Here is a 14,950-nt window from a genome sequence, read left to right as displayed (position 1 = left end):
GATCGGAGAGGTCACAGCTCCCTAACGAAATGCCGTTGTCCCAGGACGACCATTTCGGAATCCCGCATTCGTTTGTTTCACTGTTATGTCTGTGACCAGTGTGACCAGTGGTACTCAACGGGAGGGAGTGAGGCAAGTGACCAGCGCCTCGGCGCGTCGCGGCCTCGACAGCGCAATGTTCCGAAAGACGACAGCCCAACGCCTTGCCACGATCGGCTTCGCCATGGTGGCCGCCACGTCGATGGCGGTCGCCTCGAATGTGGCCGCGGCACCCGCCGAAGCGGCCCCCGCCCGCGGGACGGCACTGGCGGGGAAGACGATCTTCCTCGACCCCGGTCACCAGGCCTCGGCCGCCGGTCACGACCTCAGGGCACAGGTGCCGGACGGGCGCGGTGGCAAGAAGGACTGCCAGACCAGCGGCGCGACCGGTGTGAACGGCGCCAAGGAGCACACGGTCAACTGGCAGATCGGGCAACTCGTGAAGGCCGGCCTCGAGAGCCAGGGGGCTCGTGTGGTCCTGAGCAGGCCGGACGACACCGGCTGGGGCGGTTGTGTGGACGAACGCGCCGCCGCCGCCAGCCGCTCGGGCGCCGCGGTCGCGGTCAGCCTTCATGCCGACTCGACGGCGCGGGGAGCCGACGAGTCCAAGAAGGGCTTCCACATGATCGTGCCGTCGCTGCCGGTCCCGGATGCCACCGTCGACCGCGTGCAGTTCGGCGAGGGACGCAAGGCCTCGACCACCATGCGCGACGCCTTCGTCAAGGCCGGGTTCCCCTCGGCGAACTACGCCGGTGTCCGCGACGGCATCCAGACCCGTCCGGACATCGCCGCGGTGAACCTGACCAAGGTCCCGGCGGTCTTCATCGAGATGGGCAACCTCGCCAACCCCGGTGAGGCCAAGGCGCTCGCCGGCCGGGACGGTCAGGTCAAGTACGCCATGGCGATCACCGACGGCATCCTGAACTACGTCAACGGGAACGCCGCCACCGGAGCGGGCCCGGCGCCGTCGGTGCCGACGGACGACGCCAGCGGACTGTCCTCGGTCATCCCATTCGTCGAGCAGCTCCTCGCCACCGAGGACCCCGAAGCCGTGGCGCGGCTGCTGATGACCCAGGGCCAGGACGTGTCCGCACAAGTGCTCAAGGCGATGCTGACCATCGTCTACGCGCTCTTCGACGGGAAACTGCCGATCGGCTGACGTCGCCGGCGCGCGGCCCGATCCGGCGTGGGCGATCCGTCGATCGGCTGAGGTCCGCCGCGGCGGACGGCTAACCTCGCGTCATGGGTCTCAGAGAGCTGCTGTTCATGGACACCCCGGTGCCGTCGCTGCGTGGCCGCAAGGTCCTCATCACCGGTGCGGCGAGCGGAATCGGCAGGGCCACCGCCCAGGCCGCCGCTGCCCGGGGCGCCGAACTGGTGCTCACCGACCTGCACGCGGATCAGCTCGACGAGGTCGTCGCGGCCATCACCGCGGCCGACGGAACGGTCCTCTACCACGTGGCCGGGGACGTCTCGGACTTCGACTGGGTGGCCGGGTTCGCCCGCCAGGTCGACGCCGAGGTCGGCGTCATGGACGTGGTGATGAACATCGCCGGGATCTCGGCGTGGGGAACGGTGGAGAATCTCGAACACCGGCACTGGCGGAAGCTGGTCGACGTCAACCTGATGGGGCCGATCCACATCATCGAAAACTTTGTGCCGCAGATGATCCGACGAGGACGCGGCGGACACATCGTGAACGTGTCGTCGGCCGCCGGCCTGTTGGCGCTGCCGTGGCACGCCGCATACAGCGCCAGCAAGTTCGGGCTGCGGGGCGTGTCGGAGGTTCTTCGATTCGATCTGCGGCGTCACGGGATCGGGGTGTCGCTGGTGTGCCCCGGCGGGGTGGACACGCCGCTGGTCGACTCCGTGGAGATCGTCGGCATCGACCGCGAGAACCCGCGGGTCAAGGCCGCCATCAACGGATTTCACAAGGTCGCGGTGTCGCCCGACGTGGCGGCGGCGGCGATCCTGACCGGGATTCGCAAGAACCGCTTCATGGTCTACACCTCGTTCGACATCCGGTTCGGGTACTGGTGGGCGCGAAAGTTCGCACTGCCGTATGAGATCGCGATGCGAGTCGCCAACGATCGTTTCGACCGGCTCGCGCGAGTGAGTGCGAAGAGTCTCGAGGCGACGGCGACCGACGAGCATTCCTCCCGGTGAGTCCCGCCTTCACCAAGACGCTGCGCGAGAGCGGCCCGCGGGGCGGTCATCCCGACTTCTTCGCGGCCGAAGCCGCCGGGTTGCGTTGGCTGTCGGCGTCGGGAGCGCCTGTCGTACAGGTGATCTCGGTGAGCGAAGACGCCATCGAGCTCGAACGCCTCGAACGCGGTCGGCCATCGCCCGGAGCGGCACGGGAGTTCGGGGCCGCGCTCGCTCGGATGCATGACGCCGGCGCCCCGCAGTTCGGTTCCCCGCCTGCCGATGCGGACGAAACACCGTTCTCCGGTCAGCTGTTCATCGGTCGCCGAGAGTTGAGCTCGGTCGAATACCGGTCGTGGGGTGAGTTCTATGTCCGGGAACGGGTGGAACCGTATCTGGCCCCGGCACGCGCGGCCGGGAACCTCACGACCGAGGACGAGGACGCGGTCCGCGACGCATGTGCCCTGATCGCGGACGGCGTGTTCGACGACGACGAGGGGCCGGCACGCATCCACGGCGACCTCTGGAACGGGAATGTGATGTGGACTCCGCGGGGCGTCGTGATGATCGACCCGGCCGCGCACGGCGGTCACCGGGAGACCGATCTGGCGATGCTCGCACTGTTCGGGTGCCCGCACCTCGATGCGGTCCTCGACGGCTATCGAGACGAGCACCCGCTCGTCCCCGGCTGGCAGGACCGCGTCGACGTCCACCAATTGCATCCGCTCGCCGTGCACGCGGCCGGCCACGGACCCGGATACGGCTCGTCGCTGGGCCGCGCGGCGCGGGCGTCCGCCGCGCTCGCCCGCGGCTGACACACGCCATAATCGTCGGCGTGACTCACAACGCGCTGCCCCGACCCGGTGTCCTCGTCGTCTCGGCGACGCGGGCCGAGGCCAGACATGTGCCGCCCGGGATGCGGGTGCTCGTGACGGGCATCGGCAAGGTGCGCGCGACGATGGCGCTGAGCCGGGAACTCGCCGGCGGGGCGCCGGTCTCCGAGGTCATCAACATCGGTACCGCGGGGGCCCTGCGCGACGGTGTGAGCGGCGACGCCGAGTTGGGTCTGTTCCTCCCGTCGGCCGTGCTCGAGCACGACATCAGCAGCGCCGAACTACGGGCGATGGGTTATGAGATGACCGACCGCTGGGAGCTACCCGGCGGCGACGGAACGGTGCTGGCGTCCGGGGACACCTTCGTCGCGGATCCGGTTCGTCGGCGCGAACTCGCCCGGCATGCCCACCTCGTCGACATGGAGGGATGCGCGGTCGCCCACGTGAGTGCCGAGTTCGGCGTGCCCTGCCGCCTGATCAAGGCGGTCACCGACAACGCGGACGAGGGTGCGATGGAGTGGCCCGCGCTCGTCGACGCCGCAGCGCGTCGGCTGGGGCGTTGGCTGGAACGCAACGTCGCGAGCTGAGGCTCAGGACCGCGTGTCGGCGACTCCGGCCGGGGGGATGTCGGTTGCCGACTCGTACGTCGGGATGTCCGGGCGTCGCGGCGCGGGCGTGGCGTCCGACGGCGTGAGGTCGGGGGCCGCGAGGTCGGCGACAGTAGGTCGCGGTGCGCCCGTTGCGGTACGAGAACCCTTCGTCGCCGAGCGGGACGTCGCGGACGGCCGGTCCGGAGCGCCGGTCGAACGCGGTTTCGCCCGCGATCCCGGCGCGGCCTTGGTCGAGGAGGGCGAAGACTGCGCTGCCGATCGGTTCTTCTCGGGAGACGCCGACGGGGCCTCGGTGGCGGCTCCGGACGAGCCGGCTCCCTTGGCGCGACGATGCGTTGCCGCGCGGACCGAGGGCCGGTCGGCATCGCCGCTCCCGGCCGCGGACCTGCTCGGGGGCGTCCGGCCCGCCTTGTCGCGACCCGCGGCCCGGCGTTTCGCCGGCTCGGCGGCCTCGCGGGTCAGGAACCACCGGGCGAGCACGATCCCCAGGGTCACGAGGAACGTCGTCAACATCCAGGGGAAGTCCGCCGCGATGGGGAGCAGGACATTGAAGACGAGGCTCTTCAGTCCCGACGACGCCTGCTCGGAATTGAGTCCGTACAGCGTGACGATGCTGACGAAGAAGGCGATGAGCGGGGGCTGCGCGGCGGCGGTGAACAGGGCACGACGACGCACCGCCAGCGCGGCGATCACACATCCGACGAGGTAGCAGAACTTGTAGATCGACCCCAGCGAATCGTTGCTGCCGGCGTCGATGGCCGCACCGAGGCCCGTGATCCCGGTGGCCAGGAGAACGGCGCCCCACCACGGCACACCGCGGACCGCGGGCAGTACCGACTGCTGGTCCAGTGGTACCGCGGTTTGGAGACGTTGCGGGGAAGGCACATGGTCACGGTACCGGGTCCTCGACAGAAATCGTTTCACCCCCGGACCGGGGCGTCGATGCCGCCTCCGGCGCCGTCCCAGGCCGGGCGGTCGGCCCCGCCGGGCGGCAGGTGTCGTGGATCACCGGTGGTCGTGGGGCGTCCGGGACATCGCCCAGCGCGTCGAGCTCGGCCAGCCGGCGTGCGGTGACGCCGAGGCGACTGTCCACCGAACCGATCGTCGAGTTGTAGGCGTCGACCGTGCGCTGCAGCGACGTGCCGAGGGTGCCGAGGTGAGTGAGCACCCCGGTGAGCCGCTGATGGAGCTGCAGACCGAGATCATGGATGACCGCGGCGTCGCGAGCCATCGCATCGTGACGCCATCCCAGTGCGACGGTCCGTAGCAATGCGATGAGGGTGGTCGGGGTGGCGATGACGACGTTGCGTGCGAAGCCGAACTCGAGGAGATCGGGGTCGGTGCGGGCGGCGGCTTCCAGGACGACGTCGCCGGGCACGAACAGCACCACCATCTCCGGTGTGTTGTCGAAGGCGGACCAGTAGGACTTCGCAGACAGTCGTGCGATGTGCGCGCGCAGGGCGCGAGCATGTTCGCGGATGAGTTTGTCGCGAACGGACGTGTCGGTGGCCTCGGCCGCCCGCAGGTAGGCGTCGAGGGGCACCTTGGCGTCCACGACGATGTCGCGGCCGCCGGCGAGGTGGACGACGAGGTCCGGCCGCAGCGTCGTGGCACCCCGGCCGCTTCCCGAACCGTTCGGATCGGCGGGGTCGGTGACCGACACCTGGGTGCTGAAGTCGCAATGCTTGGTCATGCCGGCGAGCTCGACCACGCGCTCGAGCTGGACCTCACCCCATCGGCCGCGGGCGTGCGGGCTGTGCAACGCGTTGGCCAGCTGGCGGGTCTGGTCGTTGAGCGCGATCGACGCCGAGTGGATCCCGCGCACCTGCTCGGTCAGTCCGGCGTACGCGCCGATCCGGTTGTTCTCGACCCGGCGCAGTTCGTCGGCGAGCTGCGCGAGGTTGGCGCGCAACGGCTCGACGATGTGCGCAACCGAACTGCCGATCGCCGACGACTGCCGGCGTGCCGCGTCCTCGGTGGCCCACGACAACGAGGACGCCACATCGTCGCGCGCGGCGCGCAGCATCTCCACCTCGGCACGAGCCGCCGCCACGGTCGCGGCACTGCGAGCGGCGTGCGCCCACCAGCCCAGGGCGATCCCCAGGGCGAGGCCGACGACGAGCGAGAGGGCGGCAGCAGTCATGTCGTCGATGGTGTCGGACACCCCCGACAAGTTCGGCCGGACCGCGGGCGACGGGCACTATCGGTCGTCGGAACCGCTCCGCTCGTCCGGGCCGCTCCGCGCGCCGGCCTCGAAGTCGAGCAGCCACTGCTTGGTGGGCAGGCCGTAGCGGAAACCGCCGAGGCTTCCGTCGCTGCGCTTCACCCGGTGGCAGGGCACGAACAGGGCAGCCGCGTTGCGCGCGCAGGCGGCTGCCGCGGCCCGGACCGCCGCCGGCTGACCGGCCAGTTCGGCGAAGCGGGTGTAGGTGACGGGGTTCCCGGCCTCGACCAGGCGCAGGGCGTCCCAGGCCGGACCGAGGAAGGTCCCGCCGGAACGTTGGACGACCGGAATCCGCGACGGCGCGGCGAGATCGCCGTCGTAGTACGCCGACACGGCGTCGGTGATGGTGCCGAGCGCGGCGGACGGCTGGATCGATTCCGGTCGTAGCGCGCGGTGGACGAGCGCCGTCAGGTAGGCGGGATCGTCGGTCCACCCCGACGCCAGGACCCGGTGGTCGGGATCGGCGACGACGGTGAACGCCCCGTTGGGAGTGGTGACGGTGGCGTAGCCGCCGACTGTCGTTGTGTGGCCGATGGATTGGGCACTCCCCGGTTCAGGGGTGTCGGGCCCGGAGGTGGCGGGGGTGGTGGCCGGTGCGGACATTGTCGCTCCTTGCGGATCGCTGGGATGTGATCGGAGAAGGGATCGCTACGAGATGCCGGTCATCGGAGTCTGCTCACCGCTCGTCACACGGCCTGTCCGGCGGCGTCGAGTCGGTGTCGCCACAGGTGCATGGTCGCGTACGAGCGCCACGGCGCCCAGTGCCGCGTGTCCCGCAGATCGATCCCGAGGTCGGCGGCAGCCCGGACGACCACGAGGTCGTTCGTGAGCAGGACGTCGGGATCGCCGGTGACTCGCATCGTGACGATGTCGGCGGTCCAGGGGCCGATGCCGGGCAACTCGAGAAGCTGGGCACGAAGATCAGACGCATCGACCCCCACATGCGGTTCCACCCGACCTTCGGCGAGTGCCGCCGCGACGCCGATCACGGCATCGATCCGCCGCCGCGGGCCGCGGAGGACCTCGTGTCCACGGGCGGCGATGACACCCGGCGTCGGGAAGGACTTCGACGCCGGACCGTCGACTGTCGTCGCCGTCTCGGACGGGGTGGCGAAGGCGTCGCCGACCGGTTCGCCGAGGGCCTCGACGAGCCGGTTCACCTGGTTGCGCGCGGCGGCGAGACTCACCTGCTGACCGAGCATGGTCCGGATGATCGTCTCGGCCGGGTCGAGGCTGCCGGGCGCACGGAGGCCCGGCGCCTGGCGCAGCAGCCGCTGCATCGTGGCGTCGGCGGCCAGTGCGTCCTCGGCCGCGGTGATGTCGGCGTCGAGGTCGAGCAGACGCCGGATCCGGTTGACCGCGACCCCCACGTCACGCATGTCCAGTCCGTGAAGGGCGACGACGGCGTGGTCGTCCTGCGGCTCCACCTCCGCCGACGCCGTTCGGTGGGGTAGGGCGAGGACCCGGCGGTAACGCCAGCCGTGCGGACTGTCCGGGGCGTCGACGACGGATTCGACCCCGGCCACGGCGTGCGCGTCCAGGAACCAGCGCATCCATGGCCAGCGATAGGGCGCGCGGAACGGCAGGCGCAGGGTGACGCTTCCCGGGGCGGAATCGGTGCCGATCGCATCCTTCCTGCGGCTGTGCAGGCGTCGAAGCTCGGTGGGGGTGAGTCCGAAAACGGCGCGGACGGTGTCGTTGAACTGGCGCACGCTGGCGAATCCGGCGGCGAACGCGACGTCGGTCATCGGCATCGTCGTGCACTGGATGAGCACGCGGGCGTTGGTGGCGCGATGTGCTCGGGCGAGCGCGAGCGGCCCGGCTCCGAGATGCCGGGTCAGCACGCGGGTGAGGTGCCGGGGTGAATACCTCAGACGCGCCGCGAGTCCGTCGACCCCTTCGCGCTCGACGACGCCGTCGGCGATGAGCCGCATCGCGCGAGCCGCCATGTCGGCGTTGATGTTCCACAGCGGGGACCCCGGAACGGCGTCGGGTGCGCAGCGTCGGCAAGCACGGAAACCCTGCTGCTGGGCGGCCGCCGCGGTGAGGACGAACGCCACGTTGGCGGGCCGGGGGGTCTGTGCCGGACACGACGGACGGCAGTAGATGCCGGTGGTGCGGACCGTCACGAAGAACTGACCGTCGAAGCGGGCGTCGCGGGCCTGCACTGCGCGATAACACCGGTCGAAGTCCGGCGCGAAACCCCCGGTGTCGGGTTCTGTTGCGGTGCCTGTGCTCACCCGTCCACTGTGTCATCCGTCGACGTCCCGGTCTGGCGGGAATCGGACATCGCGACGGCATCCCACTGAGCGGACGAAAAGTGTGATCTGGGTTACATGTCTGTGGCAGCATGGCGCCATGACCACCCGGTTCGATGGCCGCCGCAGAAGTCGGCACGACGACCAGTCCCTGTCCGGACTCCCCGCGTGGGGGCTGGAGATGATGATGGGCCTCTACGGCCCGGAGACGATCAGGCGTGCCTGCGCCGAGGAAACCGAGCTCGGCATCACGGCGCGGACCGAGCGGGTCGCCCCGGCCGCCGGATGCGCTCCGTCGTCGGCCGAGCCCCCGCCGCGATCGGACGCCGGGCCAGCCGGGCGCGACGACACCCCGGTCGTCTTCAACCAGGTCGACGCCGAACTCGAGGCCATCAACTCGCTGGTTCGCTACCTCGGACGGAAATTCCGCCGCCGCTGATCATGTCGTCGGACGGACCACATGTTCGTACGACCGTCGCCGCGTCGATGTCGCATTGTCATGCCGATGTGTGAGGATCCTCGGGTGACCGACAGCTCGGACGATCAGCGCGCGGACGACTCGTCCGCCGACGCAAGACCAGACACCACCAAGGTCGGTGCCGACGCCGTCCTCGGCGGCGATGCGGTGCTCGGCGGCGGTGAGAAGACGTATCCGACCCGGCTCCAGGTGATGATGACCGGCCTGCGGTCGTGCGCGACGGTCGGCGCGCAGATCGTGTTGGTGGCCGCCGCGCTGTGGGTGCTGTTCTGGTTGCTCGGCAAGTTCTGGGTGATCCTCTTGCCGGTCCTCCTGGCCATCATCGCGTGCACGATCCTGTGGCCGCCGGTGCGGTGGATGCGCAACAAGGGCGTGCCGGCCGCCGCGGCGTCGTTCCTGATGATGCTCATCGGACTGGGTGTGTTCGCCGGTGTGATCGGGCTGATCGTCCCGTCGGTCGTCGACCAGGCGCCCGAGCTGGCGAGCCGCGCGACCGATGGTGTGGAGCGTCTGCAGGACTGGGTGCAGGGTCCGCCGCTGAACGTCGACGACCAACAACTCGACAACATGGTGAGCACCATCACCGACCGACTGCAGTCGAGCGCGTCGACCATCGCGGCCGGCGTGTTCAGCGGCGTCGGAACGGCGACGTCGCTGCTGATCACGATGTTCACCTCGCTCGTGCTGGTGTTCTTCTTCCTCAAGGACGGTCCGAAGTTCGTGCCGTGGCTCGACCGCACCGTCGGCAAGCCCTCGGGCAACCACCTCGGTGAGGTGCTGACCCGCATGTGGAACAGCCTCGGCGGCTTCATCCGCACACAGGCGATCGTGAGTTTCGTCGACGCCGCGCTGATCGGTCTCGGTCTGTTCATCCTGGGCGTCCCGTTGGCTTCTGTGCTGGTGGTCATCACCTTCCTCGGCGGATTCATCCCGATCGTGGGTGCCTTCGTCGCCGGCGCGCTCGCGGTGTTGATCGCACTCGTGTCCAACGGTCTGACCACGGCCCTGATCGTGCTGGGCATCATCCTCGCGGTGCAGCAACTCGAGGGGAACGTGCTCCAGCCGTGGTTGCAGTCGAAGTCGATGGATCTGCACGCGGTGATCGTGCTGTTGTCGGTGACCCTGGGCGGCACGCTGTTCGGTATCACGGGCGCGTTCCTCGCGGTTCCCGCGGTGGCCTCGCTCGCCGTTGTGCTCCGCTACCTGAACGAGCAGATCGCCGAGCGGGCCGGCGAGTCGTTGCCACCCGCGAACACACCGGTGACGACCCAGGTCGGTGTTCCGAACGATGACCCGCCGAAGGATCCACCGAACCCGGTGAAGGGGTTGCTCGACCGGGACTGACTCCTCGGACCGACGCCCCGCCGGGCGTCGCGCTGCCTGCCGATAGACTGGGCGCCCGTGAGTCTCACCCTGGGAATCGTCGGTCTGCCCAACGTCGGTAAGTCGACCCTGTTCAATGCCCTGACCCGTAACGACGTCCTCGCGGCGAACTACCCGTTCGCGACGATCGAGCCGAACGTCGGCGTGGTCGAACTGCCGGACAGCCGCCTGGGCCGCCTCGCGGAGATCTTCGGCAGCGAGCGGATCCTGCCCGCCACGGTTTCCTTCGTCGACATCGCCGGCATCGTGAAGGGTGCGTCGGAAGGTGAGGGCATGGGCAACCAGTTCCTCGCCAACATCCGCGAAGCCGACGCCATCTGCCAGGTGGTCCGGGTGTTCGACGACGGTGACGTCGTCCACGTCGACGGTCGCGTCGATCCCTTCGCCGACATCGAGGTCATCGAGACCGAGCTGATCCTGGCCGACATGCAGACGCTCGAGAAGGCCATCCCGCGTCTGGAGAAAGACGCGCGCAAGAACAAGGACCTGGCCGAGACCCTCGCTGCCGCCAGGAAGGCGCAGGAGATCCTCGACACCGGCAAAACACTGTTCTCGCAGAAGGATTCGTTCGACCTGGCGTCGGTGCGCGAGCTGCACCTGATGACCGCGAAGCCGTTCCTCTATGTCTTCAACTCCGACGAGGGTGTGCTCACCGACGACGCCCGTAAGGCGGAGCTGCGCGCCGCCGTCGCACCCGCCGACGCGGTGTTCCTCGACGCCAAGGTCGAGAGCGAACTCCTCGAACTCGACGAGGAGGACGCCCAGGAGCTGCTCGACTCGATCGGGCAGGACGAGCCGGGCCTGACCTCGTTGGCGCGCGCCGGTTTTCACACCTTGGGCCTGCAGACCTACCTCACGGCCGGCCCCAAGGAATCCCGTGCCTGGACCATCCACCAGGGCGACACCGCGCCCAAGGCGGCCGGTGTCATCCACACCGACTTCGAAAAGGGCTTCATCAAGGCCGAGATCGTCTCGTTCGACGACCTCGACGCCGCCGGCTCGATGGCCGCGGCCAAGTCCGCCGGCAAGGTGCGCATGGAGGGCAAGGACTACGTCATGAAAGACGGTGACGTCGTCGAGTTCCGGTTCAACGTATAGGCAAACGATGACTTCCGTGCCGCCGAACGACGAGCTCTACCTCGCGGGCGGTTGCCTGTGGGGTGTGCAGGCATTCGTCGCGACGCTGCCGGGTGTGACCTTCACCGAGGCCGGCCGGGCCAACGGCACGAGCCACACCCTCGACGGTGAGTACGACGGCTACGCCGAATGCGTGCGGACCCGGTTCGATCCGGCTGTCGTGAGCGTCGAGCAGTTGGTCTCGTATCTCTTCGAGATCATCGACCCGTACAGCGTGAACCGACAGGGTCCCGACGTCGGCGAAAAATACCGCACTGGTGTGTATTCCGACCGGCCCGAGCACCTCGACCAGGCGCGACTCTTCATCGGTGCGCGGGCCGACGCGGATCGCATCGCCGTCGAGGTGCTCCCGCTGACGAACTACGTCCGTAGCGCCGACGAGCACCAGGATCGGCTCGCGCGGTTTCCGAAGAGCGCGTGCCACCTACCGCACGAGCTGCTGACCAAGTACCGCGTCTGACGAAGCGACCGCCAGACCTCGACTCGACAGCCAGACCTCGATCGAAGTCCATCGGTCGAGATGAGGTTCGTCGGACGAGTCGTATCCGGCAGCGGCGCCCACTAGCGTGACCTCCATGCCCATCACACTCGAGAACGTCGCCATCGCCGTGCGTGACCTCGATGCCGCGATCGCCTTCTTCACCGACCTCGGTCTCGACGTCATCGGCCGGGACACGGTCCGCGGGGAGTGGGCCGACACGGCGGTCGGGCTCGACGGCAACCACGTGAAGGTGGCGATGCTGCAGACCCCCGACGGTCACGGGCGGCTCGAACTGTTCGAATACATCCACCCCGAGGCCATCGAGACGCCACCCACGCAACCCAACGACATCGGGATGCACCGCGTCGCGTTCTCGGTCGACGACATCGACGAGGCCCTCGAGGTGGCGGCACGGCACGGGTGTCATCCCGTGCGCGGCGTCGCCACCTATGAGGACGTGTACAAACTGACCTACGTGCGCGGGCCGAGCGACATCCTCGTCATGCTCGCCCAACGACTCTCGCCGGGCTGATCCGGCGCAGCTCGGGTCACGGGTTCTGACCGAAGGGGCTGCCGCCGAACGGCAACGGGGAACCGCCCGATCCGCTGCCGGATTCCGGCACCGTCGTCTCCTGCTCGTCGACGGCACTGCCCAGCTTCACCTGGACCGTCCGGGCACCCGAACCGGAACCGATGGTCACCGGCACGGTCTCACCCGGCTCGTGGGTGAGGATCTGCGCCATCAGGTCGGCGTAGTCGGAGACGGTGGTGTCCCCGACCTTGGTGATGACGTCGCCCTGCCGGATACCCGCATCTGCCGCGGGCCCGCCACGCTGCACCGACGAGACGGTCGCGCCCTCGGTCCGGTCGCCCGCCGACAGTGAACCCGACACTCCCATCACGGGTTTGGTTGCCTGACCGTCCTGCAATAGTTGGTTGGCGATGCGCTTGGCGGTGTTGATCGGGATCGCGAAACCCAACCCGAAGGACTGCGGCCCACCGGACGCGGCTTGGCCGGTGTCCACCGCCGAATTGACCGCGATCACCTGCCCCTGCAGATTCACCAGTGGCCCACCGGAATTGCCCGGGTTGATGGGGGTGTCGGTCTGCAGACCGTTGTACACGGTGAGCGACGAGCCACTGGCGTCGCCGGCGGTCACCGTCCGCGACAGCGCGCTGACGATGCCGGAGGTCACCGTGTTGGTCAGGCTGTCCGGGCTGCCGACGGCGACCACCTGCTGGCCGACCTTCAATGCGTCCGAGTCACCGAGTGCCGCCGGGGTCAGGCCCGACGCACCCTCGAGCTTGATGACCGCGAGATCGTACGACGGGGCGTTGCCGGTGACGGTGGCGTTGTGCTGATGCCCGTCGCCGGTGGTGACGACGATCGTGCTGCCGGAGCCGGCCCCGGCGACGACGTGGTGGTTCGTCAGGACGTAACCGTCGGGGGAGAGGACGATACCGCTGCCCACCGCCGTGCCGTTCGCGGTCTGGACCTTGATGTCGGCCGTCGACTTCGACGCCACGCTCGCGGCATACGTCACCGAACCGGGTTGCGCGTCGGCGGCGTTGGCCGCGGCGGCCGGTTGCGAGTTGAGGATCGGTACCGACGCGGCGTCGTGCCCGAGCAGCGAACTGCCTCCCATGCCGACGGCGCCGCCGAGCAGTCCCGCGAGGAGCGCGGTGACGATGATCGGCTTCGTCACGCCGGCCCGCTGCCGCGCGACCGGAGGAGGCGGCGGGGGTGAGACGAATGGCGGCGGGGTGGCCTGCGGGTTCATCGCCCAGGGCCCGGGCGGCGGCACCGGTCCGCGCGGCGGCGCAAAGGGTTCGGTGATCGGGTCGTGGTCGTCGTCGGGAATGGGGGTCTGGGGCGTGTTCACGACACCACGATGCCTGCGCCTCATGTGAACAGGGCTACGGAAATCCTGCGGATTTGCTGACAAGCTCGACGCGGACTCTCAGGTGTCTCTGACCTGTCCACTGCGGATTTCCCGCGCCACGAGATATCAGTGTCGACCGAATGTGGTTCCGCGGTAATGTGACCCGCCGACCACCCGCATCCGACTCAACCCTCGAGGACAGTGACATTTCCATCGACCACGCGATCATCGCGGATCTCGACGATGCCGCCGGCACTCTCGCCGCCGCTTTCGACGCCTATCCCTGGACTCGATGGTCCATTCCCGAGGACGGCTATCGGGAACGGTTGCACCGACTACAACGGATGTATCTGGGATACGCCTTCGACCACGGTGTCGTGCTGGTCACCACGGACCGGTGCGGCGTGATCGCCCTGCTGCCCCCGGATGTGCCGGAGCCGGATGGACAGTTTCAGGCCGAAGCGGCCGCCCTGCACGCCGATCGGCTGGCCGCGGTCGCCCGGGCCGAGACCCCTGCGCACCCGGCAGGCGCATGGAACCTGGCGACACTCGGAGTCCACCCGGACCGCCAGGGCAAGGGGCTGGGAAGTGCGCTGGTCCGCGCCGGACTCGCCGCGGTCGACGACAGGACTCCTCCTCCGGGTGCGTGCGTCGCGCTCGAGACCTCCGACGATCGCAATGTGATGATCTACGAACGTGCCGGGTTCGTCGTCACCGCAACGACTCCGGTCGACACGGGCCTCGTCGTCCATTCGATGCTCCGCGATCCGGATGACGGCGGGTTGTCGGCGACCGTGTGAGGACACTGCTAGCGTTCGGTCGATGGCGGACTTCGAGTTGACCGACGACGACCTGCGGGTCGTCGTGCGCTGTGCCACGGAGTGGGCCGAAGAAGTGCTGCCGGTCTTCGAGCGAACGCGACCCGACGACCCGCGTCCCCGCGCGGCCATCGAGGCGGCCCGGGAATTCGCCGCCGGCGCAAGCAGATCGACGCGCCAGCGGACGGCCGCCTTTGCGGCGCATCGTGCCGCGAAGGACGCCCCGTCGGAAACCGCCCGACTGGCCGCCCAAGCCGCGGGCGACGCCGCGGCGGCGGCATATCTGCATCCGATCGCGAAAGCGCATCAGGTCGGTCACATCCTGCGGGCCGCGGCGAACCGGGTGTACATCGCCGAGCTCGAGAACGGCGGAGACCCGGCGGTGGGGAACGAGATGGTCGAGGCCGTGTGCAACCGGACACCACCCGAGCTCATCGATGTGCTGTGTCGCTACCCGGAACCGGGTGCCGGGGCATCGCGGGCGGCCCGCCTGATGGCCGAACTCGACAGCCGGCTGCGGGCGTCGCGCAGACGGACGACTGGGACGCCTGACTGAGACGAATGGCCGCTCGGCCACGTCAAATCCACTGTGCAGGAACAACCTGACGACCTTCCGGGTGAAAGTTGCACATCGTGCGCCGTTCGTCGTCGATACTGCAT

Annotated in this window: 16 protein-coding genes; 11 read left to right on the top strand and 5 right to left on the bottom strand. The window is 69.0% G+C overall.

From position 1 onward, the window contains the following. The first annotated feature begins 175 nt into the window (after window positions 1-175). The 4 genes from Q9R39_RS02615 to Q9R39_RS02600 all read left to right on the top strand — a co-directional run bounded on the left by Q9R39_RS02615 (window position 176) and on the right by Q9R39_RS02600 (window position 3,604). On the top strand, window positions 176-1,198 hold the full coding sequence (locus Q9R39_RS02615; RefSeq protein ID WP_078113691.1) for an N-acetylmuramoyl-L-alanine amidase: 1,023 nt from the start codon (window positions 176-178) through the stop codon (window positions 1,196-1,198). 83 nt (window positions 1,199-1,281) lie between these two features. After that, complete coding sequence (locus Q9R39_RS02610; RefSeq protein WP_058252469.1) at window positions 1,282-2,205, top strand: SDR family oxidoreductase; 924 nt, start codon at window positions 1,282-1,284, stop codon at window positions 2,203-2,205. Beyond that, window positions 2,202-2,999: a fructosamine kinase family protein gene (locus Q9R39_RS02605; RefSeq protein WP_311277055.1), complete on the top strand. Its 798-nt coding sequence runs from the start codon at window positions 2,202-2,204 to the stop codon at window positions 2,997-2,999. The genes Q9R39_RS02610 and Q9R39_RS02605 overlap by 4 nt, the downstream gene beginning before the upstream one ends. A 20-nt stretch (window positions 3,000-3,019) precedes the next feature. Further along, the gene (locus Q9R39_RS02600; protein ID WP_159371219.1) at window positions 3,020-3,604 is read left to right on the top strand and encodes a nucleosidase; all 585 of its coding nucleotides are present in this window, start codon (window positions 3,020-3,022) and stop codon (window positions 3,602-3,604) included. Between the two features lie 3 nt (window positions 3,605-3,607). Here Q9R39_RS02600 and Q9R39_RS02595 read toward each other — a convergent pair whose 3' ends face one another. The 4 genes from Q9R39_RS02595 to Q9R39_RS02580 all read right to left on the bottom strand — a co-directional run bounded on the left by Q9R39_RS02595 (window position 3,608) and on the right by Q9R39_RS02580 (window position 8,092). After that, the gene (locus tag Q9R39_RS02595; protein WP_311277054.1) at window positions 3,608-4,513 is read right to left on the bottom strand and encodes a DUF6542 domain-containing protein; all 906 of its coding nucleotides are present in this window, start codon (window positions 4,511-4,513) and stop codon (window positions 3,608-3,610) included. Between the two features lie 4 nt (window positions 4,514-4,517). After that, window positions 4,518-5,771 (bottom strand): DNA recombination protein RmuC, encoded by a 1,254-nt coding sequence (locus tag Q9R39_RS02590; protein WP_311277053.1) that lies wholly within the window; start codon window positions 5,769-5,771, stop codon window positions 4,518-4,520. A gap of 57 nt (window positions 5,772-5,828) precedes the next feature. Beyond that, complete coding sequence (locus tag Q9R39_RS02585; protein ID WP_065631066.1) at window positions 5,829-6,455, bottom strand: methylated-DNA--[protein]-cysteine S-methyltransferase; 627 nt, start codon at window positions 6,453-6,455, stop codon at window positions 5,829-5,831. Between the two features lie 83 nt (window positions 6,456-6,538). After that, a complete protein-coding gene (locus tag Q9R39_RS02580) occupies window positions 6,539-8,092 on the bottom strand; it encodes a DNA-3-methyladenine glycosylase 2 family protein (RefSeq protein ID WP_065631065.1) in 1,554 nt (517 codons plus the stop codon). Window positions 8,093-8,210: 118 nt separating this feature from the next. Here Q9R39_RS02580 and Q9R39_RS02575 point away from each other — a divergent pair, with 118 nt between their 5' ends. The 5 genes from Q9R39_RS02575 (at window position 8,211) to Q9R39_RS02555 (ending at window position 12,121) form a co-directional block, all read left to right on the top strand. After that, complete coding sequence (locus Q9R39_RS02575; protein ID WP_226513736.1) at window positions 8,211-8,549, top strand: hypothetical protein; 339 nt, start codon at window positions 8,211-8,213, stop codon at window positions 8,547-8,549. 84 nt (window positions 8,550-8,633) lie between these two features. Further along, entirely contained in the window at window positions 8,634-9,932 is a 1,299-nt protein-coding gene (locus Q9R39_RS02570; protein ID WP_065631088.1) for an AI-2E family transporter, read from the top strand. Between the two features lie 57 nt (window positions 9,933-9,989). Next, window positions 9,990-11,069: a redox-regulated ATPase YchF gene (gene ychF / locus Q9R39_RS02565; protein WP_058252475.1), complete on the top strand. Its 1,080-nt coding sequence runs from the start codon at window positions 9,990-9,992 to the stop codon at window positions 11,067-11,069. A 7-nt stretch (window positions 11,070-11,076) separates the two neighbouring features. Then, a complete protein-coding gene (locus Q9R39_RS02560) occupies window positions 11,077-11,568 on the top strand; it encodes a peptide-methionine (S)-S-oxide reductase (RefSeq protein WP_058252476.1) in 492 nt (163 codons plus the stop codon). A 115-nt stretch (window positions 11,569-11,683) separates the two neighbouring features. Beyond that, on the top strand, window positions 11,684-12,121 hold the full coding sequence (locus tag Q9R39_RS02555; protein ID WP_058252477.1) for a VOC family protein: 438 nt from the start codon (window positions 11,684-11,686) through the stop codon (window positions 12,119-12,121). A 16-nt stretch (window positions 12,122-12,137) separates the two neighbouring features. Here Q9R39_RS02555 and Q9R39_RS02550 read toward each other — a convergent pair whose 3' ends face one another. After that, window positions 12,138-13,496 carry a S1C family serine protease gene (locus Q9R39_RS02550; protein ID WP_265969164.1) on the bottom strand — a complete coding sequence of 453 codons (1,359 nt, stop codon included), beginning with the start codon at window positions 13,494-13,496 and terminating at the stop codon, window positions 12,138-12,140. A 116-nt stretch (window positions 13,497-13,612) separates the two neighbouring features. On the opposite strand from Q9R39_RS02550, the gene Q9R39_RS02545 reads away from it, so the two are divergent. Next, window positions 13,613-14,272 carry a GNAT family N-acetyltransferase gene (locus tag Q9R39_RS02545; protein WP_265969163.1) on the top strand — a complete coding sequence of 220 codons (660 nt, stop codon included), beginning with the start codon at window positions 13,613-13,615 and terminating at the stop codon, window positions 14,270-14,272. A gap of 22 nt (window positions 14,273-14,294) precedes the next feature. Further along, window positions 14,295-14,846 carry a putative immunity protein gene (locus tag Q9R39_RS02540; RefSeq protein WP_311277052.1) on the top strand — a complete coding sequence of 184 codons (552 nt, stop codon included), beginning with the start codon at window positions 14,295-14,297 and terminating at the stop codon, window positions 14,844-14,846. Window positions 14,847-14,950: the final 104 nt, after the last annotated feature.

The organism is Gordonia sp. AC31 (assembly GCF_031844505.1).
In the GTDB taxonomy this organism is placed as follows: Bacteria; Actinomycetota; Actinomycetes; order Mycobacteriales; family Mycobacteriaceae; genus Gordonia; species Gordonia hongkongensis.
The sequence above is the reverse complement of the archived record's forward strand: the minus strand, read 5'-3'. Positions and strand labels throughout refer to the sequence as shown.

Coding starts and splice junctions, on each gene's coding strand:
- Q9R39_RS02615 (WP_078113691.1), top strand. CDS start 176: ATGTTCCGAAAGACGACAGCCCAACGCCTTGCCACGATCGGCTTCGCC.
- Q9R39_RS02610 (WP_058252469.1), top strand. CDS start 1,282: ATGGGTCTCAGAGAGCTGCTGTTCATGGACACCCCGGTGCCGTCGCTG.
- Q9R39_RS02590 (WP_311277053.1), bottom strand. CDS start 5,771: ATGACTGCTGCCGCCCTCTCGCTCGTCGTCGGCCTCGCCCTGGGGATC.
- Q9R39_RS02585 (WP_065631066.1), bottom strand. CDS start 6,455: ATGTCCGCACCGGCCACCACCCCCGCCACCTCCGGGCCCGACACCCCT.
- Q9R39_RS02575 (WP_226513736.1), top strand. CDS start 8,211: ATGACCACCCGGTTCGATGGCCGCCGCAGAAGTCGGCACGACGACCAG.
- Q9R39_RS02560 (WP_058252476.1), top strand. CDS start 11,077: ATGACTTCCGTGCCGCCGAACGACGAGCTCTACCTCGCGGGCGGTTGC.
- Q9R39_RS02555 (WP_058252477.1), top strand. CDS start 11,684: ATGCCCATCACACTCGAGAACGTCGCCATCGCCGTGCGTGACCTCGAT.
- Q9R39_RS02550 (WP_265969164.1), bottom strand. CDS start 13,496: ATGAGGCGCAGGCATCGTGGTGTCGTGAACACGCCCCAGACCCCCATT.
- Q9R39_RS02545 (WP_265969163.1), top strand. CDS start 13,613: ATGTGGTTCCGCGGTAATGTGACCCGCCGACCACCCGCATCCGACTCA.
- Q9R39_RS02540 (WP_311277052.1), top strand. CDS start 14,295: ATGGCGGACTTCGAGTTGACCGACGACGACCTGCGGGTCGTCGTGCGC.